This window comes from Paratractidigestivibacter sp. (assembly GCF_963660155.1).
Classification (GTDB): domain Bacteria; phylum Actinomycetota; class Coriobacteriia; order Coriobacteriales; family Atopobiaceae; genus Paratractidigestivibacter.
This window is the reverse complement of the sequence record NZ_CAVKWG010000048.1, coordinates 192,095-216,848: the sequence shown is the minus strand read 5'-3', so window position 1 is coordinate 216,848 and position 24,754 is coordinate 192,095. Positions and strand designations below refer to the sequence as shown.

At 65.5% G+C, this 24,754-nt stretch carries 20 protein-coding genes; 13 read left to right on the top strand and 7 right to left on the bottom strand.

The window, feature by feature from the left end; all coding sequences use genetic code 11:
* The first annotated feature begins 72 nt into the window (after window positions 1-72).
* Entirely contained in the window at window positions 73-912 is an 840-nt protein-coding gene (locus U5709_RS09965; RefSeq protein ID WP_321973310.1) for an MBL fold metallo-hydrolase, read from the top strand.
* Window positions 913-1,163: 251 nt separating this feature from the next.
* Here the strand turns inward: U5709_RS09965 and U5709_RS09960 are convergent, their stop codons facing one another.
* The 5 genes from U5709_RS09960 to U5709_RS09940 all read right to left on the bottom strand — a co-directional run bounded on the left by U5709_RS09960 (window position 1,164) and on the right by U5709_RS09940 (window position 6,970).
* A complete protein-coding gene (locus tag U5709_RS09960) occupies window positions 1,164-2,432 on the bottom strand; it encodes an MFS transporter (RefSeq protein WP_321971952.1) in 1,269 nt (422 codons plus the stop codon).
* A gap of 142 nt (window positions 2,433-2,574) precedes the next feature.
* On the bottom strand, window positions 2,575-3,699 hold the full coding sequence (gene buk / locus U5709_RS09955; protein WP_321973309.1) for a butyrate kinase: 1,125 nt from the start codon (window positions 3,697-3,699) through the stop codon (window positions 2,575-2,577).
* Window positions 3,700-3,772: 73 nt separating this feature from the next.
* The gene (locus U5709_RS09950) at window positions 3,773-4,774 is read right to left on the bottom strand and encodes a phosphate acyltransferase (RefSeq protein WP_321973308.1); all 1,002 of its coding nucleotides are present in this window, start codon (window positions 4,772-4,774) and stop codon (window positions 3,773-3,775) included.
* A gap of 64 nt (window positions 4,775-4,838) precedes the next feature.
* Entirely contained in the window at window positions 4,839-5,090 is a 252-nt protein-coding gene (locus tag U5709_RS09945; protein ID WP_321971949.1) for an acyl carrier protein, read from the bottom strand.
* Between the two features lie 65 nt (window positions 5,091-5,155).
* Window positions 5,156-6,970 carry a CocE/NonD family hydrolase gene (locus tag U5709_RS09940; RefSeq protein ID WP_321971948.1) on the bottom strand — a complete coding sequence of 605 codons (1,815 nt, stop codon included), beginning with the start codon at window positions 6,968-6,970 and terminating at the stop codon, window positions 5,156-5,158.
* A 474-nt stretch (window positions 6,971-7,444) separates the two neighbouring features.
* Between U5709_RS09940 and U5709_RS09935 the strand changes: the two genes are divergently transcribed.
* The 6 genes from U5709_RS09935 to U5709_RS09910 all read left to right on the top strand — a co-directional run bounded on the left by U5709_RS09935 (window position 7,445) and on the right by U5709_RS09910 (window position 16,938).
* On the top strand, window positions 7,445-9,001 hold the full coding sequence (locus U5709_RS09935) for a helix-turn-helix domain-containing protein (RefSeq protein WP_321971947.1): 1,557 nt from the start codon (window positions 7,445-7,447) through the stop codon (window positions 8,999-9,001).
* Between the two features lie 291 nt (window positions 9,002-9,292).
* Complete coding sequence (locus U5709_RS09930) at window positions 9,293-10,291, top strand: flavodoxin family protein (protein ID WP_321971946.1); 999 nt, start codon at window positions 9,293-9,295, stop codon at window positions 10,289-10,291.
* A 231-nt stretch (window positions 10,292-10,522) separates the two neighbouring features.
* Window positions 10,523-12,028 carry an FAD-dependent oxidoreductase gene (locus tag U5709_RS09925; RefSeq protein ID WP_321973307.1) on the top strand — a complete coding sequence of 502 codons (1,506 nt, stop codon included), beginning with the start codon at window positions 10,523-10,525 and terminating at the stop codon, window positions 12,026-12,028.
* A gap of 129 nt (window positions 12,029-12,157) precedes the next feature.
* Window positions 12,158-14,290, top strand: a complete 2,133-nt coding sequence (locus U5709_RS09920) for an FAD-dependent oxidoreductase (RefSeq protein WP_321971944.1) — start codon at window positions 12,158-12,160, stop codon at window positions 14,288-14,290.
* 15 nt (window positions 14,291-14,305) lie between these two features.
* On the top strand, window positions 14,306-15,379 hold the full coding sequence (locus tag U5709_RS09915) for an NADH-ubiquinone oxidoreductase-F iron-sulfur binding region domain-containing protein (protein WP_321973306.1): 1,074 nt from the start codon (window positions 14,306-14,308) through the stop codon (window positions 15,377-15,379).
* A gap of 566 nt (window positions 15,380-15,945) precedes the next feature.
* Window positions 15,946-16,938: a flavodoxin family protein gene (locus U5709_RS09910; protein WP_321971579.1), complete on the top strand. Its 993-nt coding sequence runs from the start codon at window positions 15,946-15,948 to the stop codon at window positions 16,936-16,938.
* Between the two features lie 161 nt (window positions 16,939-17,099).
* Here U5709_RS09910 and U5709_RS09905 read toward each other — a convergent pair whose 3' ends face one another.
* Window positions 17,100-18,413: a PucR family transcriptional regulator gene (locus tag U5709_RS09905; RefSeq protein ID WP_321971578.1), complete on the bottom strand. Its 1,314-nt coding sequence runs from the start codon at window positions 18,411-18,413 to the stop codon at window positions 17,100-17,102.
* A gap of 86 nt (window positions 18,414-18,499) precedes the next feature.
* Here U5709_RS09905 and U5709_RS09900 point away from each other — a divergent pair, with 86 nt between their 5' ends.
* From U5709_RS09900 to buk (U5709_RS09875), 6 genes are all read left to right on the top strand, one after another.
* Entirely contained in the window at window positions 18,500-19,117 is a 618-nt protein-coding gene (locus tag U5709_RS09900; protein WP_321971577.1) for a TetR/AcrR family transcriptional regulator, read from the top strand.
* A gap of 215 nt (window positions 19,118-19,332) precedes the next feature.
* The gene (locus tag U5709_RS09895; protein WP_321971576.1) at window positions 19,333-20,619 is read left to right on the top strand and encodes a thiolase family protein; all 1,287 of its coding nucleotides are present in this window, start codon (window positions 19,333-19,335) and stop codon (window positions 20,617-20,619) included.
* Window positions 20,620-20,644: 25 nt separating this feature from the next.
* Window positions 20,645-21,064 carry a Zn-ribbon domain-containing OB-fold protein gene (locus tag U5709_RS09890; protein WP_321971575.1) on the top strand — a complete coding sequence of 140 codons (420 nt, stop codon included), beginning with the start codon at window positions 20,645-20,647 and terminating at the stop codon, window positions 21,062-21,064.
* Window positions 21,065-21,370: 306 nt separating this feature from the next.
* Entirely contained in the window at window positions 21,371-21,604 is a 234-nt protein-coding gene (locus U5709_RS09885; protein ID WP_321971574.1) for an acyl carrier protein, read from the top strand.
* A 4-nt stretch (window positions 21,605-21,608) separates the two neighbouring features.
* Window positions 21,609-22,619 carry a phosphate acyltransferase gene (locus U5709_RS09880; protein ID WP_321973305.1) on the top strand — a complete coding sequence of 337 codons (1,011 nt, stop codon included), beginning with the start codon at window positions 21,609-21,611 and terminating at the stop codon, window positions 22,617-22,619.
* Window positions 22,620-22,621: 2 nt separating this feature from the next.
* Window positions 22,622-23,743, top strand: a complete 1,122-nt coding sequence (buk, locus tag U5709_RS09875) for a butyrate kinase (protein ID WP_321973304.1) — start codon at window positions 22,622-22,624, stop codon at window positions 23,741-23,743.
* A gap of 67 nt (window positions 23,744-23,810) precedes the next feature.
* Here buk (U5709_RS09875) and U5709_RS09870 read toward each other — a convergent pair whose 3' ends face one another.
* The gene (locus U5709_RS09870) at window positions 23,811-24,704 is read right to left on the bottom strand and encodes a LysR family transcriptional regulator (protein ID WP_321971571.1); all 894 of its coding nucleotides are present in this window, start codon (window positions 24,702-24,704) and stop codon (window positions 23,811-23,813) included.
* Between the last annotated feature and the right edge of the window lie 50 nt (window positions 24,705-24,754).

Sequence of the window (24,754 nt, the reverse complement as noted above, 5' to 3'; positions counted from 1 at the left end):
AGGCAATAAACGCCTGCTAGACCTGCCTGCGCGAGCGTGGGCAGGTCTTTTTTTCTTTGGAGGGGTTTTGCGATGGTGCGGCTGTTTGCGATAGAGGAGATGGGGCCGGGCCTTTGGCGCATCGGCGACCCTTTGGGCGATCTGTGCTACCTCGTGGAGGGCGAACGCGAGGCGGCCCTCATCGACACGATGGCGGGTTTCGGCGACCTGGCTGCGTGCGTTCGCGGCCTTGTGGGCGCAAAGCCCGTGCGGGTGCTCCTGACGCATCGACACCTCGACCATACGAGCGGCGCCTACTGGTTCGATGAGGCTTGGGTCCCTGCCGGCGAGACGAGCTGTTGGGACTCGTGCGACACGTATGGCGAGTTCATGTGGCAACACGCGCAAGAGATGGGTGCGGTTGTTTCGGAGACGCCCTATGGGCCGCGCGACCGCACGCGGCCGGCGACGCGGTTGGTGGGGGAGGGCGACGTCTTCGATCTCGGCGGGTACACGCTGGAGGCGGTCGCGCTCCCGGGGCACACCGACGGGAGCCTGGGCTACGTGTGCCCCGAGCTCCGCACCCTCTTTTCGGGCGACGCCGTGACGCCCATCGCATGCCTGTGTTTTCCCGAGAGCCTGCCGCTCTTCACGTGGAAAGAGACGATTGAGAAGATCCGCAGGCTGTCGATCGACCGCTTTTTGACGGGGCACCATCGCCACGACTTCACCAAGGACGACCTCGACGGGTTTCTTGCCGCGGCGGACTTCGCGGCGGACGACCGCGGCTACGCCTGGCACCATGGGTTCATTCCCGACTGGGAAGGGACGCTGCACTTTGCGCCCAACGGCACCGACGATGTTGATTCGCCCGACTTTCGCGCCGTCATCACGCCCGGCCTGCCCGTCCCGCGCAAGCGCCGTCGCGCATAAGGCGCTTAGCCTCTCGCGGCAAAGAAAACGCCTCCGCTTGGTTGGTTTGCGGTCTGTTTCCCAAGAAAACGGCTCGGCTTGGCCCCCAATCGGACCAAGCCGAGCCGTTTTCTTTGCGCCGCGGCCCCAATCGGACCAAGCGGAGCCGTTTTCTTTGCGCCATGGCCTTCACGCCCTCGCGCCTCAAAACACGAAAGGGGCGCGGCGGGCCCGAAGGCCAGCCGCGCCCTATTCCGGAGTGTCGAAGCAGTTTAGCCGCGGTTCTTCTTCATCCAGGAAAGAGAGAGGAACGCGAGCACAGCGCAGGCCGCCATGCAGACGTAGCCGAGGATGAACATGAGCGGGTAGCCGCCGGCGGAGTCGCACACGAAGCCCCAGAAGACGGCGGCGACGGTGGCCATGAACGAGCCGACCATGCTGACTCGCGAGTAGATGTTGGTGTAATCGGCGCTGCCGAAGACGGTGCGGACCAGAAGCGGTGTCTGCACCGTGGTCATGGCGTAGACCACGCCGAAGAGGAAGGCGCCCGCGAGCAGCAGGGCCATGACGCCGGGCATGAGCCACATGAGGGTGACGCCCACGATGCCCGCGCCCACGCCGACGCAGATGCCGAGCTTGACCGACTTGTCGTTGATCACGCCGAGGACGACCTTACCGATGGCCTGGCCGGCCATGGCGGCGCTCGCCACGACACCGGAGGCCGCGGCCACGGCGGGCAGCGTCTCGGCGAAGGACTGGGCGTAGCTCGGTAGGAACTGGTAGATGGTCTGGTTCAGCGTGATGAGGCCGCAGAAGCCGGCGAGCATAAAGAACGCCGAGGTCTTCATGGCCGCGGAGGCGGGCATGTCCTCGACCTCGGTCGCCGCATCGTTTGCGCAGGCCTCGGGAGCCTCGTCGGCGCCGTAGGGGAGAAGGCCCTTGTCGGCCGGGCGGCTCCTCACGACGAGCAGGGTGAAGGGCAGCGTGCCCACGAGCACGATGATGCCGAACACCAGGTAAGCGGTGCGCCAACCCTCGGCGCCGGAGTTGATGAGGGCGGTGCCCACCGGGTTGAAAATGACGCCGCCGATGCCGGTGAACGCCATGCACAGGCCTATGAAGAAGCCGACCTTCTTGACGCACCATGCGTTGATGAGCGTGGGCACCGAGAGGATGATCAGCGGGGCCACGCCGATGCCGAGCACGGCGCCGCACACGTAGAACTGCCACATCTCCTGGCAGCGCGACATGCCGATGAGGCCGACGCCCGCGGCAACAACGGCGGCCGAGAGCGTAACGCGCGCGTCTACCTTGGAGAGGGCCTTGCCCCAGACGGGCAGCGTGCACATCATGGCGAGGTTCACGATGGAGAAGTACAGCGTGAACGTGGCCTTGGGCACGCCGAAGAACGTGGACACCGGCGTGAAGAAGATACCGGCGCACGACAGAACGAGCGCGCAGGGCAGACAGGTGATGGCGATGCAGGCTGCCACGATGGCGTAGGCGTAGTGGAAGCCGCCTTTCTTTGTTTCTTGAGCCACTCGGTTTCCTTTCGTTTGGCGCCGAGAGCGGCGCCGCTAAACACAACACACTTAAGAATGCGACAGCAAGTAGACGATGTCTTCGTGCCGCCGCACAAATAGTTGCTTGAGGCAGACCGCGGGGCGAGCACCCGCAGGGACTTTAGGCCTCCACGTCGTCGATGGCGCCCTCCATCGTGAAGCCCTTCCAGCTGGGCTCGCCGGTGAAGGTCATCACGTTCTCGGTGCCCTCGAGGCAGCGGATGGCGCCCGCGGCGAGCGCGTCCATCTCGAAGTCGCCGGCAAAGACGTGGACAGGGGCGATCCACTCGACGCGCTCGGTCACGTAGGCGACGAAGCGCGGGTCGTGGGAGACGCCCCCGGTGAGGACGATGCCGTCGACCTTGCCCTTGAGGGTGGCCGCGAAGCCGGCCACGTACTTGGCGACCTGGTAGGCCATGGCGTCGTAGACGACCTCGGCCCACTTGTCGCCGGCCTCGATGCGGGCGATGATCTGGCGCGCGTCGTCGGTGCCGAGAAGCCCCACGAGGCCGCCCGTCTTGCCCACGACGCCGTCCATGGTCTTCTTGTCGGCGCCCTCGGCGAAGGCCATCTTGACCACGGGCTTGGCGGGCACGTCGCCGCAGCGGTTCGGCGCGAAGGGGCCGGCGCCCTCGAGGACGTCGTTGGTGTCGACCATACGGCCGTGCTCGTGGCACGCGACCGAGAGGCCGCCGCCGACGTGGGCTACGATGAAGTTGGCCTCCTCGTAGGTGGTGCCGAGCTCGGCGGCGCAGCGGATCGCGCACTCCTTCTGGTTCAGGCAGTGGACGTGGCTCTTGCGATAGACGCCGGGCCAGCCGGTGATGCGCGCGACGTCGCAGAGCTCGTCGGTGTCGGGCTGGTTCACGGCGTAGGCGGGGCGGCCGACCTCCTGGGCGAAGGCATAGAGCAGCGGCGCGCCGAGGATGGCCGGGTGGTTCACCCCGGCGTTCATCACGTGGTCGCAGACGGTCTGGTCGATGGCGAAGGTACCGCCGATGGTCGGGCCCATGGCGCCGCAGTAGCCGGCGAAGGCGTCGATATCGGCAAGGGCGAGGCCCTGCTCCTCAAGGGCCGCCAGGATTGTCTCTTTGCGGTACTCGAACTGGTCGGCGGCCATGTCGAACTGCTTGAGCTCGTCGGCGGGGTGGGTCACGTTCAGGCGGAAGAGCGCCTCGGTGCCGTCGAAGACGGCCACCTTGGTGGAGGTGGAGCCAGGGGAGAGCGTAAGGATCTTGTAGCCCATGGTGGTTCCTTTCTGGGCGCACGTGCCGCGGCGCACGAGGGCGTGCGGGCTCCTCGTGCGCCGCGGCGCGCGATTAGCGGGTGGAGAGGACGAGCATGGCGATGTCGCCGACGATCTCGTCGACGGTGGCGCCGCGGCTGGAGTCGGCGACGGGCTTGGCGAAGCCGTTCAGGGTGTGGCCGTAGGCGGCGCCCTTGGCGAAGCGCTGGATCAGCTTGACGGCGATGTTGGCGGCGTTGAGGTCCGGGAAGACGAGGACGTTGCACTTGCCGGCGACCTCGGAGCACTCGCCGACCTTCTTGGCGGCGACGGCCTCGTCGATGGCGGAGTCAAGCTGGAACTCGCCGTCGGCGGCGATGTCGGCGCGGCGCTCGTGGACGAGCGCGAGGGCCTCGTTGACCTTGTCGACGGACTCGCCGGCACCGGAGCCCTTGGTCGAGAAGGAGAGGAAGCCCACACGCGGCTCCCATCCCATGATCGCCTTGACGGAATCGGCGGCCGAGATGGCAATGGAGGCCAGCTCAGAGGCCTTGGGCTCGGGGTTCAGGCCGCAGTCGGTGAAGCAGATCACGTTGCCCTCGGGGCCCTCGAAGCCCGGGGTCTCGACGAGCGCCATGATGCTCGGCACGTCGACGCCCTCGGCCAGGCCGATGGTCATCTGAGCGGTCATGAGGACGTCGCCGGTGGTGTTCACGTGGCCGCAGAAGGTGCAGTCGACGTCGCCGAGCTCCTCCATGACCATGGCCCACCACATCGGGTTCTTGAGCTTGCGGCGGATGCCCTTGGCCGAGAGCATGCGCGGCTTGTCACCGTCCATGAAGCGGCTGGCCAGCGCCTCGAGGGCATCGGCGTCGGAGGTGTCGACGATCTCCATGCCCTCGAGCGAGACGCCGGCCTCCTTAGCGGTGGCGTCGATGACGTCGGCGGGGGAGACGAGCACCGGGATGCCGATACCGTCGTCGAGCACGCGGCGGGCGGCCTGGAGGGTCTTTGCGGCCTCGCACTCGGGCAGGGCCACGCGGGCCTTCTTCTCACAGGCCTTGGCGTCCTCGGTGAGCTTCTCGATAAGCGTCATTGCGATGCATCCTTTCGATAGAAAAGGGGCCCGAAAGCGCGTCGCTTCGGGCCCCGGGGGATTGCTACATGGACAGGGCGTCGTCCACGAACTTGGCGGCGTCGGCGAAGGTCACGCACTTATTGAGCTGCATGTAGGGGACCTCGACCTCGTACTCGTCCTCGAGGGCGGAGGCGAACTGCACGATGTTGACGCTCTTGCAGTTGAGGTCGTCCACGAACTTGGTGTCGGGGCCGAGGGTCGCGGGGTCGCAGCCGAAGAGGTCGGCGGCCTTGTCCTTGAGGATGTCGATAACCTCGAGCTGGAAGTCGTTCATGTTTCTCTCCTGTTCGTTACGTTGCTTTGCGAGACGCCGGGGCGCTTTTGCCCCTCGCGCCGATTCTACTTGTTCTCGTCGCCGTGCCAGATGTAGTCGCCGACCTGGTATTTGGGCGGGACGACCGGGATCTGCAGGTAGGACTGGTGAGAACCGCCGGTGTGGATGACGTGGATGCCGTCGCCGTTGTCGGTCTTGTGGTTCATGTCGTTGTCGTGGAACCACTCGGTCTTGACGAAGCGGCCGGCGACGACGACCTGGATCTTCTCGCCCTTGTGCCAGAAGCGGGAGTGCGGGTACATCTCGACGTCGACGGGCACGATCTCGCCGGGCTGCATGCGCTCCTCCTTCTCGTGGCTGTGCACAGGCTGGAAATCGGAGGCGTACTTGGGGTCGAGGTCGCGGTGGGAGCAGCGAAGGAAGCCCCATGCGCCGCGGAAGGGGGCGCCCATGACGCGGATAGGCACGTAGTTGCCGTCGCGGTCCAGCTTAATGACCCAGGGGAAGAGGTCCATGTTGTCGTAGCCGCGGCACTCGACCTCGAGGTGCAGCTTCATGAAGCCGGTGATCTCGGTGTCCTCGGTGAACTGATAGGTGAAGGTCGTGGACTCGGTCTTGGGGTCGTAGCTGACCTCGGCCTCGTTCGCGTACTCCTCGTAGCCGGCCTCGCCGTTGGCAGCGTCCAGGTAGAGCTTCTTGTACTCGGTGCGCTTGAGGGGGAAGGTCTCCTCGGCGCGGCGGGAGGCGTAGTCGTAGTCATAGGCGTCCATGACGTCGAGACGCACGCGCGGGGTCATCTCCCAGCCGTTGTGGATCTCTTTGCAGTAGCGGTCGAAGAACTTGCGCACGTCCTCCATGTTGGCCGGGGTGTAGGTGTCGGGCCACTCGAAGTCGCGGTGGGCGCGCATCCACTTCTTGGGGGTGCGGATGCGGCGGAAGCCCTCGAAGGCGCCGCGCAGGTGGTGGTGGACCCAGCCGGCGGTTACGTACGTCGGGATGCGAATCTTGTTCCAGTCGACGATCTTGTCCTTGTAGTAGGCGTTCATCAGGGGATACTTGGCGACCATGGCCGGGGTGTCCTCGATGTAGTTGTTGACGGCGAGCGCCTGGATGATGTGGGTCTCGTAGTCGGGGTTAGGGATGCCGCCGCAGTAGTAGGACTCGCGGTAGAGGTCGCCCTGGCCCTCCCAAGCGGCGAGGCAGGCGAGGTGGGGCGGACGCTGGGCGGCGATGCGCCAGTGGGCCATGCAGACGCCGGAGTTGCCGATCATCGTGGCGCGGCCGTTGCACCATTCCTGTGCCGTGACCCACTCGATGAAGTCATAGCCGTCCTGGGCGTCCTGGGTGCCCCAGAGATAGACGTCGCCCTCGGAGTTGCCGACGCCGCGCGGGTCGACGTTGGCCACGGCGTAGCCGTAGTGGCACCAGTAGCCGGGGTCGGGGGCCTCGAACTTGGCGTAGTTGGAGACGGTTTTGGGGGGAACGCCCATGAGCTGCCAGGAGTCCATGCCCTCGGAAGGGTTCTTGCCGAAGGGGGCGAAGACGCAGATGACGGGGACTTTCTCGGTCGTGTTGGCCGGGCGGTAGATGTCGGCGTAGATGGTGGTGCCGTCGCGCAGGACGCAGGCTACGTCGCGCTCGCACATGACGTTGGGGATGTCGGTCATGTAGGTGTGCGGGTTGTACTTGGCGCAGAAGCCCATGGTGGCGACCATCTCGGCGTCGCCGGCGTCGGGGTCGTCGCGAAGCTTCTGCTTGAGCTCGTCGAGCTCCTCGCGCGTCTTGCCAGGGTTGCCCTTGGCAAAGGGGACGTCGAACTCCTCGCCCTGCCTGCCGAAGGTCATCTTCTTGTAGATGCCCTTGTACTCTTGCTCGGCCATTCAAAACTCCTCTCGGGTTTTGTTCGTCCGCGTGGCGTGCAAGCGGAGCGCCCGGCGCCGTTGGACCCATCGAGGAAAAGTGTCGGATTTCGGGCGTCTGGGGTCATTGGGCTAGGTGACAAACTTTGCCGCCACTTCCGGCTCGCTCGCGGTACCGGTGACCACACCTGGGTGCAATCGAAGCATTGCGCGCGTATTATAGTTTGTGCTCGCGCATGAGACGGCGGGCGTCGCGATGCTTTTGAGGCAGGATTTCGGCTCGTCGCGTGGTCGCGCGCCCTGTTTTTCGGGGTTTTGCGTCGTCTGGTTTTGGACAATCGCGCAAAACCCTCAAAACGAGGGGATTTTGTTCCTCGAATCGTTGGTTTTGCCCGATGCGCCCGCATCGGGCGACGCAAAACCCTCGTTTCGAGGGGCGAATCGTCGAAAGGACCGGGCCTATCGGGGGCCCGTCGGCATAATCGAGGGGGATCCATGAAGCTGAGGACCGTTCTGAACGAGCTCGCCTGCACCGAATGGCGCGTCGGCAAAGAGGAGCTTCTCGACGAGGACGTCCTTCTCACCCCCGAGTACGGCACGAACATCCCGCCCGAGGCGCGCCTTTTGCGCATGGCTAGGCTCAGCGACTTCCAAGAGGGCTCGGCTCGCCCCGCCGAGCGCCACATTATGCTCGTGCTCGCAGGCAAGGAGATCCCGGAGGGCCTTCGCGTGGGCGGCGCCTTCGTCGTTGTGGCGGCACGCCAGAACTACGAGGACTTCCGCGCCGCGTTTCTCGATTTGCCCGCCAAGGCGGCGGTGCTCGAGCTGCGCCGCGACCGCATGTTCGACGCGTTCCTCTCGAGCTACGACCTCAACCAGTTCGCGCGGCGCTCGTCGGCGGTGTTGGGCAACCCCGTGATCATCACCAATGCCGACCTGCGGCTGCTCGCCTCTGCGGGCGACTTCCCCGAGGACGCCAAGGACGTGCAGCAGGTCCTTTCGCAAGGTTATCTGACCGAGGAGGTCAACTCGTCGCTCGAGGTTGACGGCACGCTGCCGGCCGTTCGCCACGCCCGCCATGCCGTCATATCGAACGTCGAGCGCTACGGCAGACACTGGGTCACTTCAATTATTTATTACCATCACCTCGAGATGGGCCGCTACGACGTCCTCGAGAAGGACCGACCCATCACCGGTTTTGACCTCGAGCTTGTTGACTATGCGGGCCGTCTGGCCGGCGTAATGATCGATCGTCTCGGCGCCGCCGGCGAGCGTGTTGGAGCCGGCTCTTCGGTGCTCCACGACCTCGTGGAGGGCAGCTTCGTCAACGAGCAGACCATGCGCGCCCAGCTCCTTATGACGCACCTGCCCGTCGACGTGTCCTACGTGCTGCTCGTTGTGACGGGGCAGCGCAACGCCGACAAGGACTACCACGCCCGGATCGGCACCATGGCGGCGCGCTCCCTGCGCAACTGCCTGTGGTGCGCGCGGGAGAACTGCCTCGTGGTGCTCACCTCCATCGGGCGAAACGACGCTGCCGGCTACGACGACTACGCGCGCGCCCAGCGCAGGCTCTCGGTCAACAAGGCCTTCATCACCATGCTCGAGAACAACGAGCTCTCGGCCTTCGCGAGCGAGCCATTCGACGACCTTAGCAAGTGCCCTGGCCGCTTTCAGGAGGCGCGGGACCTCGCGGAGGCGATCCGCGACCCCGAGCCTGGGCGCTGCTATTACTTCTGGGAGCACCGCTTCGCCGCGCTGGCCTCGGCCTCGGGCTCGCCCGACAAGCTCGAGATGCTGCTCGACAAGCGCGTGGTCGCCATGGCCGACTACGATCGCGAGCACGGCACGGCCTATCTGCAGACGGCCATCATGAGCGTACGCCACCCCGGCAGCCCGGCCGACGCGGCACAGGCCTTGAACGTCCACCGAAACACCTACTTCTATCGGGTCAACAAGGTGCGCGAGCTCTTCTTGCTGGACCTCAAGGACGGCGACGATCGCCTGGCGCTCAGCTTCTCGGCGAGCATCATGGAGGGTATGGGCCGCTAGGGGAGAGGTGCTGCGGCGCCCGCCGCCCGAGCTGGATGCTGCCGGGTAGTTAATTTACGGTGGTCAGCGGCCCCGCCTCTGTGGCCAGGCAGGTGCTTTGTGCTATTGCAAAGTCTTCCGACAGGCCGTTTACCTGCACTTTTGTCAAACTGCACAATCCTTGTGTAACGTGCCGTTCATTTTCCTATGCTCCTGCACGACGGGTTTGCCACTAATCTTCGAACCAGAAACGTGCGGCGCGGGGGCGCCGCCAACCCGTTGCGCGAACGCGCGTGGAGAGGAGTGGGTCACATGCCCAAGATCGTGGGAGTCTCGTTCGGCACCAAGAACGGCAACAACGACACCGTCTGCAAGGCGGTCCTTCTCGCTGCCCAGGAGGCCGGCTGCGAGGTCGAGTTCATTCGCGCCATGGACCTCGACATCAAGCACTGCACCGGCTGCATCACCTGCGTCAAGATGCTCATGAGCGGCACCAAGAACATGTGCGTCCACAAAGACGACTTCGACTGGCTGGCCTTCGAGCTCTTCCACGCCGACGGCGTCGTCATGGTCGACCCGATTTTCGAGACCGGCGTCACCGGCTTGTTCCACACCATCATGGACCGCTTCGGGCCCCGCATGGATACCGGCAACAACTTCATCTCCACTCAGATTGCCAAGGGCCGCCTGGCCGAGGGCGGCCCGGCTGCCAAGGGCGTCGAGGTCCCCGACCCCGTCATCATGAGCCCCAAGGCCGTGTCCTACATCGGCATCGGCGGCTCCGACTGGGGCACGCACGTCCAGTCCGAGCACCAGCTCCAGGCCATGACCCCCAGCTGGAAGGTCATCGACAACGACTGGGTGCCCTGGTCCAAGACCGCCCTCATGGATGACTCCCTCATGGAGCGCGCCGCCCAGATCGGCAAGAACCTCGCCGAGGCCGCTGCGAAGATCCAGGAGAACGTCGCCGCCGGCACCGACCCCTACGAGGGCGTCGAGTACAAGGGCGAGGAGGGCATCTGCTCCCACTGCCACTGCAACGACTTCTACCTGGTCCCCGGCGAGAACCGCGCCATCTGCTGCGTCTGCGGCCTCGAGGGCGAGCTCTCCATCGTCGACGGCGCCGTCAAGGTTACCTATAAGCCCGAGGACCTGCACAAGGCCCACGACATCCTCTCCGGCAAGGAGATCCACGGCAAGGACATCCAGGAGAACGAGGGCAAGCTCGCCGAGATGAAGAAGACCCAGGCCTATAAGGACCGCGTCAATTTCTACAAGGAGGCCATCAAGGCCACCGCGCCCCAGAAGTAGGGCACACCCCGCACCTCACGCGTCCAGGGTCATAGGGGCCGCTTTCCGCCGAGCGCGGGGGCGGCCTTTTCTCATGGTTTAGTTGCACAAACCCTCGCGCCGCCGCCGTCGAAACCTCGGTGCGCCCGCACATAGATTGCGAGGGTGTTACGCGCGAAAGTGATAAGCGTCAATAAACATGCAAATCGCATGGCAATCGGGGGCTGATGGCCCCGGAAAAGGAGGATTCGCATGAAGCAGCTCGAAACCGACGTCGTCGTCGTCGCGGCCGGCCTCTCCGGCCTCGCCGCCGCGGTCTCCGCCGCCGAGAACGGCGCCCGCGTCATCTGCCTCGAGAAGGCGTCCAACACCGGCGGCGCCGCCAACATGGGCATGGGCCCGGCCGGCGCCGGCTCGCCCGTCCAGAAGGCCTCGATGATCGAGGTCACCCCCGGTGAGCTCTTCCGTCGCCACATGTTCTACACCCACTACCAGGTCGACGCCCGCCTCGTGCGCGACTACTACTTCAAGTCCGGCGACACCATCGCGTGGCTCCAGGACATGGGCGTCGTCTTCAACTCCGTGCGCCCCGCTTTCCGTGCCCGCGAGCGCACCCGCGGCTACTCCGACGGCGAGTACACCTGGCACGTCGTGCAGCCCGAGGACGGCTCCGAGCCGGGTCCGCGCGCCGCTACCACGATGACCAAGCGCATGACCGAGAAGGCCCAGGACCTCGGCGTCGAGTTCATGCTCGAGTGCCCCGGCACCGGCCTGATCAAGGGCGAGGACGGCGCCGTCTGCGGCGTCACCGCCAAGGATAAGGACGGCGAGGAGTACGAGATCTCCTGCAAGTCGGTCATCGTCGCCACCGGCGGCTTCGGCCACAACGTCGAGCTGATCAAGGAGAAGCTCGGCTTCGAGTGGGGCAAGAATCTCTTTTCCTTCGCCATCCCCGGCATGGACGGCGACGGCATCAACATGTGCCACGAGGTCGGCGGCGGCCACACCCCGGTCACCATGGAGCTCATGTACCAGATCCCCGACAACATGAACCACTTCTACGTCGAGGGCGCCTTCCGCCAGCCCTGCTACTGGTGCAACCGCCTCGGCGAGCGCTTCATGCCCGAGGACGAGATCTACAACACCACCTTCGTCGGCAACGCCATCAACCACCTGCCCGGCAAGGTCGCCTACGCCATCTTTGACGCCCGTATGCTCAAGCACTGGAAGAAGGACGGCCCCGATATCGTCTCCCACGTCCACCCGCACGACCTCTATGAGGGCTTCGAGGAGCAGTGGAACGCCGACCTCGCCGCCGGCTACCCCGCCATCTGCCAGGCCGACACCCTCGAGGAGCTTGCCGAGAAGGCCGGCATCGACGTCGACGGCCTTATCGCCAACGTCGACGAGTACAACGAGATGTGCGACAACGGCTGGGACGACATCTTCGAGAAGGAGCGCGAGTTCATGCAGCCGCTCGAGAAGGGCCCCTTCTACTGCTGCAAGCAGTACTGCGGCGCCTACGGTACCCTCGGCGGCGTGCTGATCAACCACAAGATGGAGGTCATGACCGACGACTACGAGGTCATCCCCGGCCTCTACTGCGTCGGCACCGACGCCTGCACCATCTACGGCGACTCCTACAACTACTGCATCCCGGGCAACACCATGGGCTTCTGCCTGAACTCCGGCCGCATCGCCGGCGAGAACGCCGCCTCCAGCCTCTTCGAGGACGCGGGCGACGAGGAGTGGTCGTAAGACCTAGCTGAACACGCGGCGCGGGGCCTTATGCCCCGCCCGCGACGATTCGCCCGCAAAGAGAGGCGCTCGGGGTTGGGGAATTCCGGGCGCCTCTCGGGCATGAAGCGACGTTTCGAGGGGAAACGCATGAAAATCACCATCAATGGCGACGAGGTCGAGGTCGCGGAGGGCAAGAACCTCCTCGAGGCCTCGCTCGACGCCGGGGTCTACATCCCGCACCTCTGCAAGCATCCCGACCTTGAGGCCGTCGGGGGCTGCCGCCTGTGCATGGTCGAGGTCGAGGGCGAAGACGCGCCTGTCTGCGCCTGCAAGACGCAGGTGCGCGAGGGTATGGTCGTGAACACCGCCGGCGAGGCTGCCGAGCGCGTGCGCAAGCTCGCCATGGAGCTCATCTTGGCCACGCACCCGACCGACTGCACGGGCTGCCCCAAGTACGGCAAGTGCGAGTTGCAGTCCATGTACCAGTACATGGGCGTCTCGCCGACCCGCTGGCGCGTCAAGAGCCGCCCGGTGCCCACCGACGAGTCGAACCCGCTGATCACCCACATGTTCACCCGCTGCATCCGCTGCGGCCGCTGCGTGCGTGCCTGCCGCGAGCTGCGCGGCGCGGGCGTGCTCGATTACCAGCACAGCGAGGGGGGCATCCGCATCGGCACCGACGGCAGCGTCTCGCTGCAGGAGGCCGGCTGCCGTTTCTGCGGTGCGTGCATCGAGGTCTGCCCCACGGGCTCCATCATCGACACGCTCAACATGTTCGACGAGAACAAGTCCTACGCCGACAACGTGGTGCCCTGCCGCGAAGGCTGCCCGGCGCACGTCGACATCCCGCGCTACCTGCGCCTCGTTAAGGACAAGCGCTACACCGAGGCTGCTGCCGTGGTCCGCGAGAAGGTCCCGTTCCCGGAGTCCTTGGGCAACATCTGCGTCCACAACTGCCAGAGCGCCTGCAAGCGCAACGAGCTCAACGGCACGCCGCTGTCGGTCTGCCGCCTGAAGCGCGCCGCCGCCGTGCGCGACGAGGGCACCTGGAAGGCCAACGTGCGCCACGAGCAGCTCTCCGGCAAGAAGGTCGCCGTCGTCGGCGCCGGCCCCGCCGGCCTCACCGCCGCGCTGTACTGCGCCGAGAAGGGCCACAAGGTCGACGTATTCGAGGCCAACGAGAAGGTCGGCGGCCAGATGCGCTACGGCATCCCGGCCTACCGCCTGCCCGATGAGGTCGTCGACGGCGAGGTCGCCACGATCCTCGAGATCGCCCAGGGAACCGACCCCGAGCCCCGCATCGAGCTTCGCTGCGGCGAGCGCGTGGCCGACCCCAAGGCGCTTCTTTCCCAGGGCTACGACGCCGTGCTCGTGACCATCGGCACCCACGACGGCACCGTGCTTCCCATGGCCGGCCACGACCTCGAGGGCGTCCTTCGCAACACCGACTTTCTCAAGGCCGCCCGCAACGGCAGCGCCCCTGACCTCACCGGCCTGCGCATCATGGTCCTCGGCGGCGGCAACGTCGCCTATGACTGCGCCCGCACGGCGGTGCGCCTTGGCGCCGCGTCGGTCGACCTGGCGTGCCTCGAGGCCGAGGCCGTCATGACCTCTACGCCCGAGGAGCGCGAGGAGGCCGCCGAGGAGGGCATCGTGCTCCACGACGCCCACGCCTTCACGAGCATCAACGAGGCCGCGGGCAATCCCGGCCACGTCGGCTCCATGACCATCCACAAGATCGAGAAGTTCTACTTCGACGAGAACCACCGCGCCGTCACCGAGCTGCGCGAGGGCGGCGAGCTGACCATCGACGTCGACCGCGTCATCTTCGCCGTCGGCCAGAAGCCCGAGGGCACCGCCGACATGGGCTTTGAGCTCACCCACGGCCCCTACATCGTGGCCGACGCCGAGGGCAAGACGAGCGTCGAGGGCGTTTGGGCCGCCGGCGACTGCGTCACGGGAACGAAGTCCGTCATCGCCGCCATCGAGGCCGGCCGCGAGTGCGCCTCCGCCATCGACCGCTTCCTGGGCGGCGACGGCGACATCGACGCGGCCCTCATCGACTTCGAGGCCCCGAGCCAGTTCATCGGCAAGGTCCCCGAGGGCTTCTACGGCGAGGCCGTGCAGCCGCAGTTCGTGCCCGCCCCCGAGCGCTCGGGCAACTTCAACACCTTCGAGTGCCCGTTCACCGAGGAGGAGGCCACTTGCGAGGCGAGCCGCTGCCTGCAGTGCGACCTGCGCCTCACGCTGACCACCCCGCGTCTGTGGAACGAGTACTAGGAAGGAGCTGGAACAATGATCATTGTCAACTTCATGCCCGCGCACAAGCAGGCACCCGTCGCGCTCTGGCTCCTCAAGAAGGACGTCGCCGCCGCGGCCGAGAAGATCAAGTCCGCAGGCGCCGAGGCAGTCCTCGTGCCGGCCGGCGACCCCGTCGCCACTGAGCTCGCATCTGCCCTGGGCGATGCCGCCCGCGTCGTCGAGTGCAATCCTGAGCTTGGCTTCGTTTACGCCAACGGCTCCGCTGCCGCCCGCACCTTGGTCGGCGAGAAGCCCATCCCCTCCCACGCCGAGGGCGAGGGCGATGAGCGCTGCCTCTCCGGCTCCGAGCTTCTTTGTGCCGACGGCAAGCGCTGGGTCTGGCTCGAGGGCGCCGAGGCCCCCGTCCAGATGGACGCGACCGCGACCGTGGGCGCGCTCGTGGAGGCCGCCGGCGCCGAGGACGCCAAGGCCGTCTACGTGGGTTACCCCGCGGGCGCCCTGTACAAGGCCGACGACGCAGCCGCCGAGGTCGTTCTCGGCAGCGATTACGTGCGCGTCTACACCGCCAAGAACTGCATGGCCAACGCGCTGAACGAGATCTGCGCGCTGTATCGCCACGAGACCTGCGGCCGCTGCGTCTTCGGCCACGAGGGCTCCCACCAGATCGCCACCATCGTCGCCGACATCTGCCGCAAGAAGGGCAAGCCTACCGATCTCGCGCTGCTGCGCGACCTCTGCCCCGTCATGGCGACCGAGTCGCTCTGCGAGCAGGGCCGCGTCATGGCCCGCACCGTGCTCGCCTTCCTCGACCTCTTCGAGGCCGAGATCAGCCAGCACTTCACCAAGAAGGTCTGCGCGGCGGGGGAGTGCACGGCGTTTCTCACCGTCCACATCCTGGCGTCCAAGTGCCAGGCCTGCAACGCCTGCGTGGACTCCTGCGAGGAGGACGCCATCCTCGGCCGCCCGCGCTTTATCCACGTCATCGACCAGAAGGCGTGCACGCAGTGCGGGGCTTGCCTCGACTCGTGCGAGTACGGCGCCATCGTGACCGCCGGCGCGGTCAAGCCCAAGTGCCCGCCCAAGCCGATCCCCTTCAAGCGCAAGTAATAAGCACCGCTCATCGTCTGCTTTTCGCGCCCCGGCTCCCTCACTCGAGCCGGGGCGCTTCTCTGCTGCCCGCCCATCCCGCCCCTCTCCTAAAGTTCGGAAGGCTTCCAAACTTTGAGCGGGCAATCGACGTATTTCTGCCAAGTCATCTACCTGCGATTATAGATTTCTCAACTAAAGTTCGGAAGGCTTCTCAAGTTTGGAAGCCTTCCGAACTTTAAGGGGGAGGTGGGGGGAGGCGGGGCTAGGGGCGTTTGGTTTCTGGCACCAACGAGTTGCGTTAAAAATCGGGCAGACTCTGGGCCTGTGAACAATGCTCGGAAGCCGCTGAAACTCGATACTGATACTTAACAAAAGGTCTCTCGCGATCCTTGCCCGCCATGCCGGGGATCGCGTGGGGCCTTTCGCTTTGCGTACCTGTTTGGGCATTCGCACGACTGTTTCGCGCACATTTCGCGTTTGCTCGTTTGCGCGGACGGTGAACCTGAAAACCTTCAGCCATACCATTGCTGCCAAGATTGCGCGGGCGGGGGCCTGCGCCCAAAACGCTCTGGAGAGGAGCCAGCATGTCATTCAAGGTTATGGCTGTTTGCGCAGGTAGGCACAACGGCAACGGCGAGATGCTTGCCAAGGAGGCGCTCTGCGCCGTCCAGGAGGCCGGCGGCGAGGTCGAGATGATCAACCTCTTCGACTACAACATCCTTCCCTGCACCGGCTGCGAGGGCTGCACCATGCAGATGGGCAAGGTCGGCGCCGGCCTGCAGAAGGAGTACCACGGCTGCGTACTCAAGAAAAAGGACGACGTGGACGCCATCATCTCCGAGATCCAGACCTGCCAGGGCGTGATCTTCGTTGCCCCGACCTACGACCTCACCCCGAGCTCCGTCTACACCCGCCTGGCCCAGCGCTTCCTCGCCTACGAGCTCTCCTTCCTGCTCGCCATCGGCGCCGTCAAGGAGAACCCGCACACCGTGGCCGGCCTGATCTCCGTCGGCGGCTCCATGCACGACTGGCAGTCGCTCGCGCTCGAGAGCATGCAGGCCACCATGTTCACCATGTCGATGCAGGTCGTCGACCGCTACATGGCCCAGCGCGACGGCCGTCCCGGCAACTGCGCCGTCTGGGGCGCCGAGAATCCCTGGGGCGCTCAGCTCGAGCGTGCCCGCAAGATGGGCGAGAACATCGTCAAGGCTATCCAGACCCCGGTCGAGGAGCGCTGCTGGCTCGGCGATCCCGACGACGGCGTCTGCCCGAATTGCCACAGCTCGCTCGTCTACCCCGGCGATAAGCACTGGGACGGCATCGAGTTTCCGTGGGAGTGCGCGGTCTGCGGCGCCGGCGGCGACATCTACGTCAACGACAAGACCGGACGCCCGCAGCTTAGAATCGCCGAGAACGGCCTCATTCGCGACCGCAACGACGACAAGGCCCGCGCCGAGCACCTCAACGAGATCAACAAGACGCGCGACGAGTTCTTCGCCCACATCGAGGAGGTCAAGCCCATCATGGACAAGTATGCCAAGATGACCTTCCCGACCATCGAGATCAAGCGCGACTAGTTTCTCGCTGTAACGAGAAGGGAGCTCCCGGGGTGCCGGTGAGTTTGTCTTGGGCGCAGTTCCGCATGAGCCGGACGAGACTTAATGTCTCGTTCGTGCGAAGAGGACTGTTTGAGCACCAAGGCAAGCTCGCCGGCACCCCGGGGGCGATCTATGGAGAGCTATTTGATGCCGTGGAGCTCCCGGCTGGTGTGCGGCTTCGTCCGCGGCTTGAATATGCCCTGGTAGATAAGGGCGCGAATGGAAAGATGGAACAAGAACAGGTCCTCACCCGATGCGAGGTCGTTGTTCGTGAGCTCCTTGATCCGGTTCAGGCGATAGAGCAGCGTGTTCTTGTGCAGGCTCAGCAGCGCCGCCGTCCGCGCCGTGTTGCAGCCGTTCTGCATGAAGGCGAAGAGGGTCTCGAGCAGCTCGGAGTCATGCTGCTGGTCATGCTCGCACAGCGCCCAGATGGACGGGTGCACGTAGTTCATCAGGTTGATGTGGTCGTTGCAGATGTCGAGCATCTCCATGTAGGTGTACTCGCAGTAGCGGTAGACGTGCGTGTCGTCCAGGATTTTGGTGTAGGTGGAGCCGAAGCGGATGGCGGAGCGCGCCTGCGCGAGGTGGGCGCGCACGTCGGTCGCCTGCTCGAAGGCGTTGCTCACGCCGACGAGCAGGTTGTTCGCCGCCGCTATCCGGGCAAGAACCGCCTCGTCGCTGTCCGGGAGGCGCGGCGCGTCGGCGCGGCTCACGAGGGTCACGAGCTCGCCTTCGTACAGGGCGATCAAGCTGTGGTGCAAGATCGGCTGCATCTGAGCGCGGATGCTCTCGGCGGACCGGGCGTCGAGGACGCCTCCGGCGCCGCGGATGCAAAGCGCGAAGAGCGACGACAGGGGAGCAAAACCCACGAGCTGCATGCGGCGGGCGGTCGAGATGGGATTCGGGTGCTCGTCGTCGAGCAGGCGGCCAAGGAAATACGGGCCCTGCTGCGGGCCGCCCAGCGTGAGGAAACCGGTCTTTTGGAGCTCTTGGCCCGCGAGGCGCACGAAGAGCCCGAAGATCTCGAGGTCGGCGTCGGCGAAGGCATGGTCGTGCTCGACCATCATGACCCGCCCGAGGCAGGTGCCGTGGACCATGATCGACTCGGTCATGGTATTCAGGCCGTAGATTTCGTTTTTGCGCACGAGGGGCCCTCGCGTGCGCGCGAGCTCCTCGTCGATGCCGTTCTCCATGATGTAGCGCACGCCCTCGACGAGCATGGAGTCGCCGTCGGCGATCTCGCGGCGGGTCGTCTGCGCGAACGCCGATTCGTCGCCTTCCTCTATGGAAAACCCCGCGCGCGCCGCGTTATGGTAGGTGGGGTCGACGACGAGGATCGGGTTTTGGAGCACCTCGGCCGCAACCTCGGTGAGATGGGGGAGGCCGCGGTCGCAGAGCAGTGCGCCAACGAGCGCTTTCGTCGCCTTCTCGGCATCGGTCGCGCTCGGTTGCATGGGTGCTCCTCTCATCCGTGCGCCATAGACCGGGGCAGTGACCCGGCCCAAGAAATAGTAGTCGAAAGGGAAAGGCGTGTTGCTGCATGACCACATGGGGACGGGACAAGAGGCGCGATTCGGTTGATGAGCGGATTGAGGACGCCGTCTTCGCTCTTATGGAGACGACCGACATCCCAAAGATCGGCGTGGGCGCGGTCGTGCGCGCATGCGGCATCTCGCGCTCCACGTTCTATCGCCACTTTGACTCCGTCGACGCCGTGGTCAAGGGCTTCGAGACGGACCTGCTCGCCAACATGCACGACATCAACAGCTATGCTCTCAAGGCCCGTTTCGGCCAGTCCGAGCTCGACCCGACGCCAACGATGATTCGCCGCATGGAGCTTCTGGCCGAGCGTCGCGACAAGATCGTGGCCTTGAACGGCCCCCACGGCGACCCGCAGTTCGTGCACAAGGCCACGATCCTCATGCACGATCACTTCCGCGACCGCCTGGCCGACGTGCCGGGCTCGGCCGATTACCGCGACTTTTACCTCGCCTTTGCGCTCGCGGGCCACAACAACGTGATCCAGTACTGGCTCGAGGAGCGCCCTGATGTGGCCCCCGAGAAGGTGGCGGCCGTCCTCAACCGACTCTTTTATGCGCCGTTCTTTCTTGACGAGGGTCACGTGCGCGCGAACCCCGCCTCCCCGTTCGGAGATTAGGCGACACCTGCAGACGGTAGCTTTGAAGCGGCGAGCGGCAAACGTCTCGCCGCTCTCTTTATGACTATCTACCTGCATAAAGAAACAATTGCTGCTAAGTTGTCCCACACTCTGGAACAAGGGACGCCCAAGTGTTCTTCTCCTATTCGGGCCGCAGAAATAGCATCCGAAGGCAAGGCAAGGTCCGGCTCTTTTACAGATAAGGATGTGAAGTAATGGTTAAACTCGGAAAGGGCGCCCGCAGCGTGTCCATCGTCGGCGTCGGCTGCACGCCGTTCAAGGATTTCGAGGATCACCCCGAGACCCAAGGCATCGGCGAGGGCGAGGCGTTCGGCTACGCAGCGCTGGAGGCTATCGCGGACGCGGGCCTGGAGCCCCGCGACGTGGACTTCTACTACCACGGCGCCGCCAACCCCTACCTCATCAACGACTGCATCACACCGAACATGCAGGTGGCCGACTGGTTCGGCATGCGCTCCAAGGGCTCCGTTCACCACTCCGAGGCGTGCTGCACGGGCTATGTGGCCCTCGAGCAGGCCGTCATGGCCGTCGCCTCCGGTACCTATGATGTCGTCCTCTCCGGCGCCGTCGACCTCGCGAGCACCCTGCCGGTCGAGCACATGCCCTCCCATGTCCGCCAGGATTTCCCGCTCTCCGTCATGATCCCGTCGCTCGACAAGATCTACGACCGCGCCTATGGACGCCCCTTGGACGGCGCCTTCGGCGTGAGCTTCGACAACTGGATCAACGAGTACTCCATGATCTACGACCTCGACGCCGACAAGATCGACGATGCCCTGAACGGCCTCACCAAGTCGCTGCGCCGCGGCGCCGTGAAGAACCCGCTCGGCTGGTTCGAGCAGACCGTCGAGGAGGAGGCCGCCGCCAACGGCTTCGACGACGCCGACGAGTACCTCAAGAGCTTCTATAACCCCAAGGTCACCCAGTACCTGCGCGTCACCGGCTTCGAGAAGAAGTGCGACGGCGCAGCGGCCATGGTCGTCATGCCGACCGAGAAGGCGCTCGCCATGGGCGTGCCCCACATCCCCATCGAGGTCCTGGGCACCGGCGCCTCCGCCGTCGAGGCCGGCCTCGTGCACAACGAGCACTGGGCGACCAAGATCGCGGCCCAGCAGGTCTACGAGCTCACCGGCGTCACCCCGGACGAGATCGACCTCTTCATGTGCAACGACTTCTTCCTGGCCTCCGAGATCGTCTCGGCCGAGGAGTGCGGCTACATTCCGCGCGGCGAGGCCTGGCAGTACGCCATCGACGGCCGCACCGCCTATGACGGCGACAAGCCCATCAACCCGCACGGCGGCCGCTGCAACTTCGGCCACGCCCACGGCGCCTCGGGCATCGCCGACATCTACGAGGCCGTCAAGCAGATGCGCGGCGAGGCCGGCGAGACCCAGATGGCCAAGCGCCCCGATACCACCTTCGTGCGCGGCTTCGGCGGCTCCCAGAACGTCCGCTGCCAGATCCTGCGCGCCGTCCGCTAGCGCACTCACCAGAAAGGACACATCCATGAAGCTCGAGATGATGGAGCCCGTCGTCAAGAAGTTCTACGCGGGCCTCGAGGAGGGCAAGTTCTATGGCCGCAAGTGCACCGAGTGCGGCGCCGTCGAGTTCCCGCCGCACCTGGCCTGCAACGCCTGCGGCTACCACGAGACCGAGTGGTGCGAGGTGAGCGGCCACGGCAAGCTCATCGACTTCACCCTGCCCGGGCCCCAGAACGACAAGCCCTACCTCAAGGAGAACGGCAAGTACGCCTACGGCGCGGTCGAGATCGACGAGGGCGCGCAGTACACCTACGTTATCTACGGCATCACCAAGAAGAAGGCGCCCGAGATCCGCGCGAAGCTTATGGCCGGCGAGACCGTCGGTGTGCATGCCAAGGTTATCGATCGCCCCGGCTACAAGATGCTCACGTTCGAGCTGGACTAAGCTGAGCTGACGTATCCTTAGCTGCCTCCGGCTTCCCGTGGCACCCCATCACGGCGCGAACCCGAGGGCTTGCGTTCAACCTGAGCTGACGCAGCTGTAGCTGCCTCCGGCTTCCTGTGGCACGTAATCTCGTCACGATCTCGGAGGCTTGCGTACCTTAGTATGCGGCGCCTCCGAGATCGTGCCGATCTTACGCACCACAGAAACCCTGCTCGTCTCACGTTTTTTTTGCGGGCTCGCTTCGCTTCGCCCGCGTTGTTAATCACCAATAAATTGCAGGTCATGCTGCTGTTGAAAGGAATTGCTATGAGCCAGGAAATCTTTGATCAGGTCGCTGAGTTCGCCAAGTCCGCTTACAAGTACGAGGGCGAGATCACCGCCGACACCACGTTCGACGAGCTGGGCAAGGGCTCCATGAAGATGATCGCGCTGACCTCCATGATCGAGAACGAGCTCGACGCCGAGGTCCCCGTGCGCGAGGTCATGGTCATGAAGACCTTCGGCGAGCTCGTCGAGCGCGTCGAGGAAGAGATGGAGTAGGCGCATGGATCTGATGCAGACCCTGCGCGAGCGGGCCGCCGCCCGCCCGATGCGAGTCGCCTTCCCTGAGGGCGACAACGAGACCATGATGCGCGCCGTGCGCGAGCTCGCCGACCAGAAGCTCGCCGAGTGCGTGCTCGTGGGCGACGGGGCTGAGCTCGAGCGCCTGGCCGGCGAGCGCGGCATCAGCCTCGAGGGCATCGAGGTCGTCGACATCAACGACGAGGAGGCCAACGCCGCCTGCTGCGAGCGCTATCTCGCGCACCCCGACTGCAAGTACAAGCCCAAGGGCGCCGCGCGCCGCATGACGCGCCCCCTCGAGCGCTCCCTTATCCTGCAGGTGCTCGGCGACGTCGACGTCATGTTCGCCGGCATCGCCAACGCCACGGGCGACATCATCCTCGCCGGCCAGACCATCGTGGGCCTCGCCGACGGCGTAGAGACCATCAGCTCTTGCGGCATCGCCCAGGTTCCCGGATGGGACGGTGGCGAGGGCGGCCTCATCGGTTTCGGCGACTCCGCCGTCTGCGTGAACCCCACCCCTGCTGAGCTGGCCTCCATTGCCTGCGCATCCTCCGACACGGTGGCCGCGCTCACCGGCTGGGACGTCCGCTGCGCCCTTCTTTCGCACTCCACCGACGGCTCCATGGACAACGAGCTCGTCGACAAGGTCCGCGAGGCCCGCGACATCGCCAACGAGTCCCGCCCCGACCTCAAGATCGACGGCGAGTTCCAGTTCGACGCCGCCATCAACCCGAAGGTCGCCGCCAAGAAGGTCCACCACGACTCCGAGGTCGCCGGCCGCGCGAACCTGCTCATCTGGCCCGACATCAACGTGGGCAACATCGGCGTGAAGATCATCCAGAACCTCACCGGCGCCGACGCCTACGGCCCGATGCTGCAGGGCTTCAAGAAGATCGTCTGCGACTGCTCCCGCTCCGCCCCCGTCTCCGAGATCGTGGGCAACGTGGTCATGAGCTGCGTGCGCGCCCAGGCGCTCGCGGAAGGGGAGTAGCCATGGCCGAGAAGATGTGGCGCGTCCTCGTCATCAACCCCGGCTCCACCTCCACCAAGGTGGGCGTCTTCGAGGGCGACGAGGCCGTCTTCACCGTGAACGTGGCGCACGAGGCCTCCGACCTCGCCAAGTTCGAGGGCGTCTCCGACCAGCTCCCGTACCGTGTGGGCCTCATCGAGGCCGCGCTCGCCGACAACGGCGTTGAGCTGGGCAGCATTGACGCATTCGTCGGCCGCGGCGGCGGCCTGCTCCCCATGCCGGGCGGCACCTACGCCGTGAACGACGTCATGCTCGACCATGCCACCCGCGGTGCCAACGGCGTCCAGCACCCCGCGCAGCTGGGCCCCCAGATCGCCCACGCGTTCGCCGCCCTGACGGGCAAGCCCGCCTTCGTGGTGAACCCGCCCGACACCGACGAGCTCTGCGACGACGCGCGCATGACGGGCATCCGCGGCGTGTATCGCCATGTGCACCTGCACGCGCTCAACCTCAAGGAGACGGCTATCCGTCACGCGGCCTCGATGGGCCGCGCCTACGAGGACTGCCGCTTCGTCGTCTGCCACATCGGCGGCGGCATCTCCATCTCGGCCCACGACCACGGCAAGATGGTCGACGGCTACGACATCGTCGGCGGCGAGGGCATGATGGCCCCCACCCGCTGCGGCGGCCTTCCCGTGGCCGAGGTCCTCGACTACCTCGAGGCCGGCCACACCACCTCCGAGGCCCGCAAGATGTGCATGAAGACCGGCGGCTTCGTCGACCTTCTGGGCACCTCCGACGCCCTCGAGGTGAGCAACCGCGCGGCCGACGGCGACGAGGCCGCCTCGCGCGCCTGGAGCGCCATGCAGTACCAGATCTGCCGCTGCATCGGCGGCATGGCGGCCGTGCTCGGCGGCCAGGTCGACGGGATTCTGCTCGGCGGCGGCATGGTCCACAACAAGGGCTTGGTCAAGGCCATCGAGGAGCGCTGCGGCTGGATTGCCCCGGTCTCGGCGTACCCCGGCGAGTTCGAGCTCGAGGCCATGGCCGCGGGCGCCTGCCGCGTCCTTAGCGGCGACGAGGAGGCCGGCACCTACACCGGCGTCCCGGTCTTCACCGGCTTCGCCTGCTTCGACGAGGCGTAGTCGCGAGCTGACTCGATTCGCATCGGGCGGGTCTCCTGCAAGGGAGGCCCGCCTTTTTCTTGCCGCGTCATTCCTCCACGCGGAGGAACTCGTCCAAAAAGACGTCGAGCAGCTCGTTTTTCCTGGATGGGAGCCATGCCGCGCAGATGCGCATCTCGCGCTCCTTGCCGCGGATGGGCACCGCGACCACGCGGCCGCCGCCCGGCATGCCGTCGGTGAAGTAGCCGGGCAAGAGCGCGTACCCCATGCCGGCGGCCACGGCGAGCACGCTCGTCTCGATGTCGTCAGACACGTAGGCCACGGGCACGTCCCCGGCCTCGGCGAGGTTCGCCGAGATCACGGTGCTCTCGCCGTAGGACTCGAGTCCCTTCTTGATGTCGACCAAGGGCTCGCCGGCGAGGTCGGCCATGGAGATGGACGCCCGGCGCGCCAAGGGGTGCCGCACCGAGAGGACGGCCTTCAAGGGATAGTGCCTTAACACCTGCGTCTCGATGAGGCGCATGTCGTCGGGGGAGTAGAAGAGGTTGATCGCCAGGTCGATCCGCTCGTCGCGCAGGGCATCGTAGAGCTCGCTCACGTTGTCGCGCATGAACGAGAGGCGAACGTTGGGGTAGCGGCTGTGGAATTCGGAGAGCATGTCCGGCAGGTCTGTGCGCTCGTAGCCCTTCACGTAGCCGATCCTGAGCTCGCCTTCGGGTCCGTTTCCCGCCCCCGCGGCGCGTTTTCTCGCGTCCTCGAGGCGGGCGAGGATGTCGTGGGAGTCCTCAAGGAAGGCGTGGCCCGCCGAGGTGAGCGAGACGTTGTGGTTGTCTCGGTCGAGCAGATGGCAGCCGAGCTCGCGCTCGAGGGCCTTGACCTGCTGCGATATAGCCGACTGCGACACGTAAAGACGCGCTGCCGCGCGCCGGAAGCTCTGGAGCTCCGCCACGGCCACGAAGTATTCGAGCTGCCTTGTGTTCATAGGACCCTCGTTGCCTTAGGCAATAAGAAAATCTTATTACTTGAACAGTT

Bases quoted from the DNA above. Each gene is read 5' to 3' on its own strand.
- U5709_RS09895 (WP_321971576.1), top strand. From the start codon at position 19,333: ATGGTTAAACTCGGAAAGGGCGCCCGCAGCGTGTCCATCGTCGGCGTC.
- U5709_RS09925 (WP_321973307.1), top strand. From the start codon at position 10,523: ATGAAGCAGCTCGAAACCGACGTCGTCGTCGTCGCGGCCGGCCTCTCC.
- U5709_RS09935 (WP_321971947.1), top strand. From the start codon at position 7,445: ATGAAGCTGAGGACCGTTCTGAACGAGCTCGCCTGCACCGAATGGCGC.
- U5709_RS09905 (WP_321971578.1), bottom strand. From the start codon at position 18,413: ATGCAACCGAGCGCGACCGATGCCGAGAAGGCGACGAAAGCGCTCGTT.
- U5709_RS09950 (WP_321973308.1), bottom strand. From the start codon at position 4,774: ATGACGCTTATCGAGAAGCTCACCGAGGACGCCAAGGCCTGTGAGAAG.
- U5709_RS09920 (WP_321971944.1), top strand. From the start codon at position 12,158: ATGAAAATCACCATCAATGGCGACGAGGTCGAGGTCGCGGAGGGCAAG.
- U5709_RS09965 (WP_321973310.1), top strand. From the start codon at position 73: ATGGTGCGGCTGTTTGCGATAGAGGAGATGGGGCCGGGCCTTTGGCGC.
- U5709_RS09945 (WP_321971949.1), bottom strand. From the start codon at position 5,090: ATGAACGACTTCCAGCTCGAGGTTATCGACATCCTCAAGGACAAGGCC.
- U5709_RS09890 (WP_321971575.1), top strand. From the start codon at position 20,645: ATGAAGCTCGAGATGATGGAGCCCGTCGTCAAGAAGTTCTACGCGGGC.
- U5709_RS09940 (WP_321971948.1), bottom strand. From the start codon at position 6,970: ATGGCCGAGCAAGAGTACAAGGGCATCTACAAGAAGATGACCTTCGGC.
- buk (WP_321973309.1), bottom strand. From the start codon at position 3,699: ATGGGCTACAAGATCCTTACGCTCTCCCCTGGCTCCACCTCCACCAAG.
- U5709_RS09930 (WP_321971946.1), top strand. From the start codon at position 9,293: ATGCCCAAGATCGTGGGAGTCTCGTTCGGCACCAAGAACGGCAACAAC.
- buk (WP_321973304.1), top strand. From the start codon at position 22,622: ATGGCCGAGAAGATGTGGCGCGTCCTCGTCATCAACCCCGGCTCCACC.
- U5709_RS09910 (WP_321971579.1), top strand. From the start codon at position 15,946: ATGTCATTCAAGGTTATGGCTGTTTGCGCAGGTAGGCACAACGGCAAC.
- U5709_RS09880 (WP_321973305.1), top strand. From the start codon at position 21,609: ATGGATCTGATGCAGACCCTGCGCGAGCGGGCCGCCGCCCGCCCGATG.
- U5709_RS09885 (WP_321971574.1), top strand. From the start codon at position 21,371: ATGAGCCAGGAAATCTTTGATCAGGTCGCTGAGTTCGCCAAGTCCGCT.
- U5709_RS09915 (WP_321973306.1), top strand. From the start codon at position 14,306: ATGATCATTGTCAACTTCATGCCCGCGCACAAGCAGGCACCCGTCGCG.
- U5709_RS09870 (WP_321971571.1), bottom strand. From the start codon at position 24,704: ATGAACACAAGGCAGCTCGAATACTTCGTGGCCGTGGCGGAGCTCCAG.
- U5709_RS09900 (WP_321971577.1), top strand. From the start codon at position 18,500: ATGACCACATGGGGACGGGACAAGAGGCGCGATTCGGTTGATGAGCGG.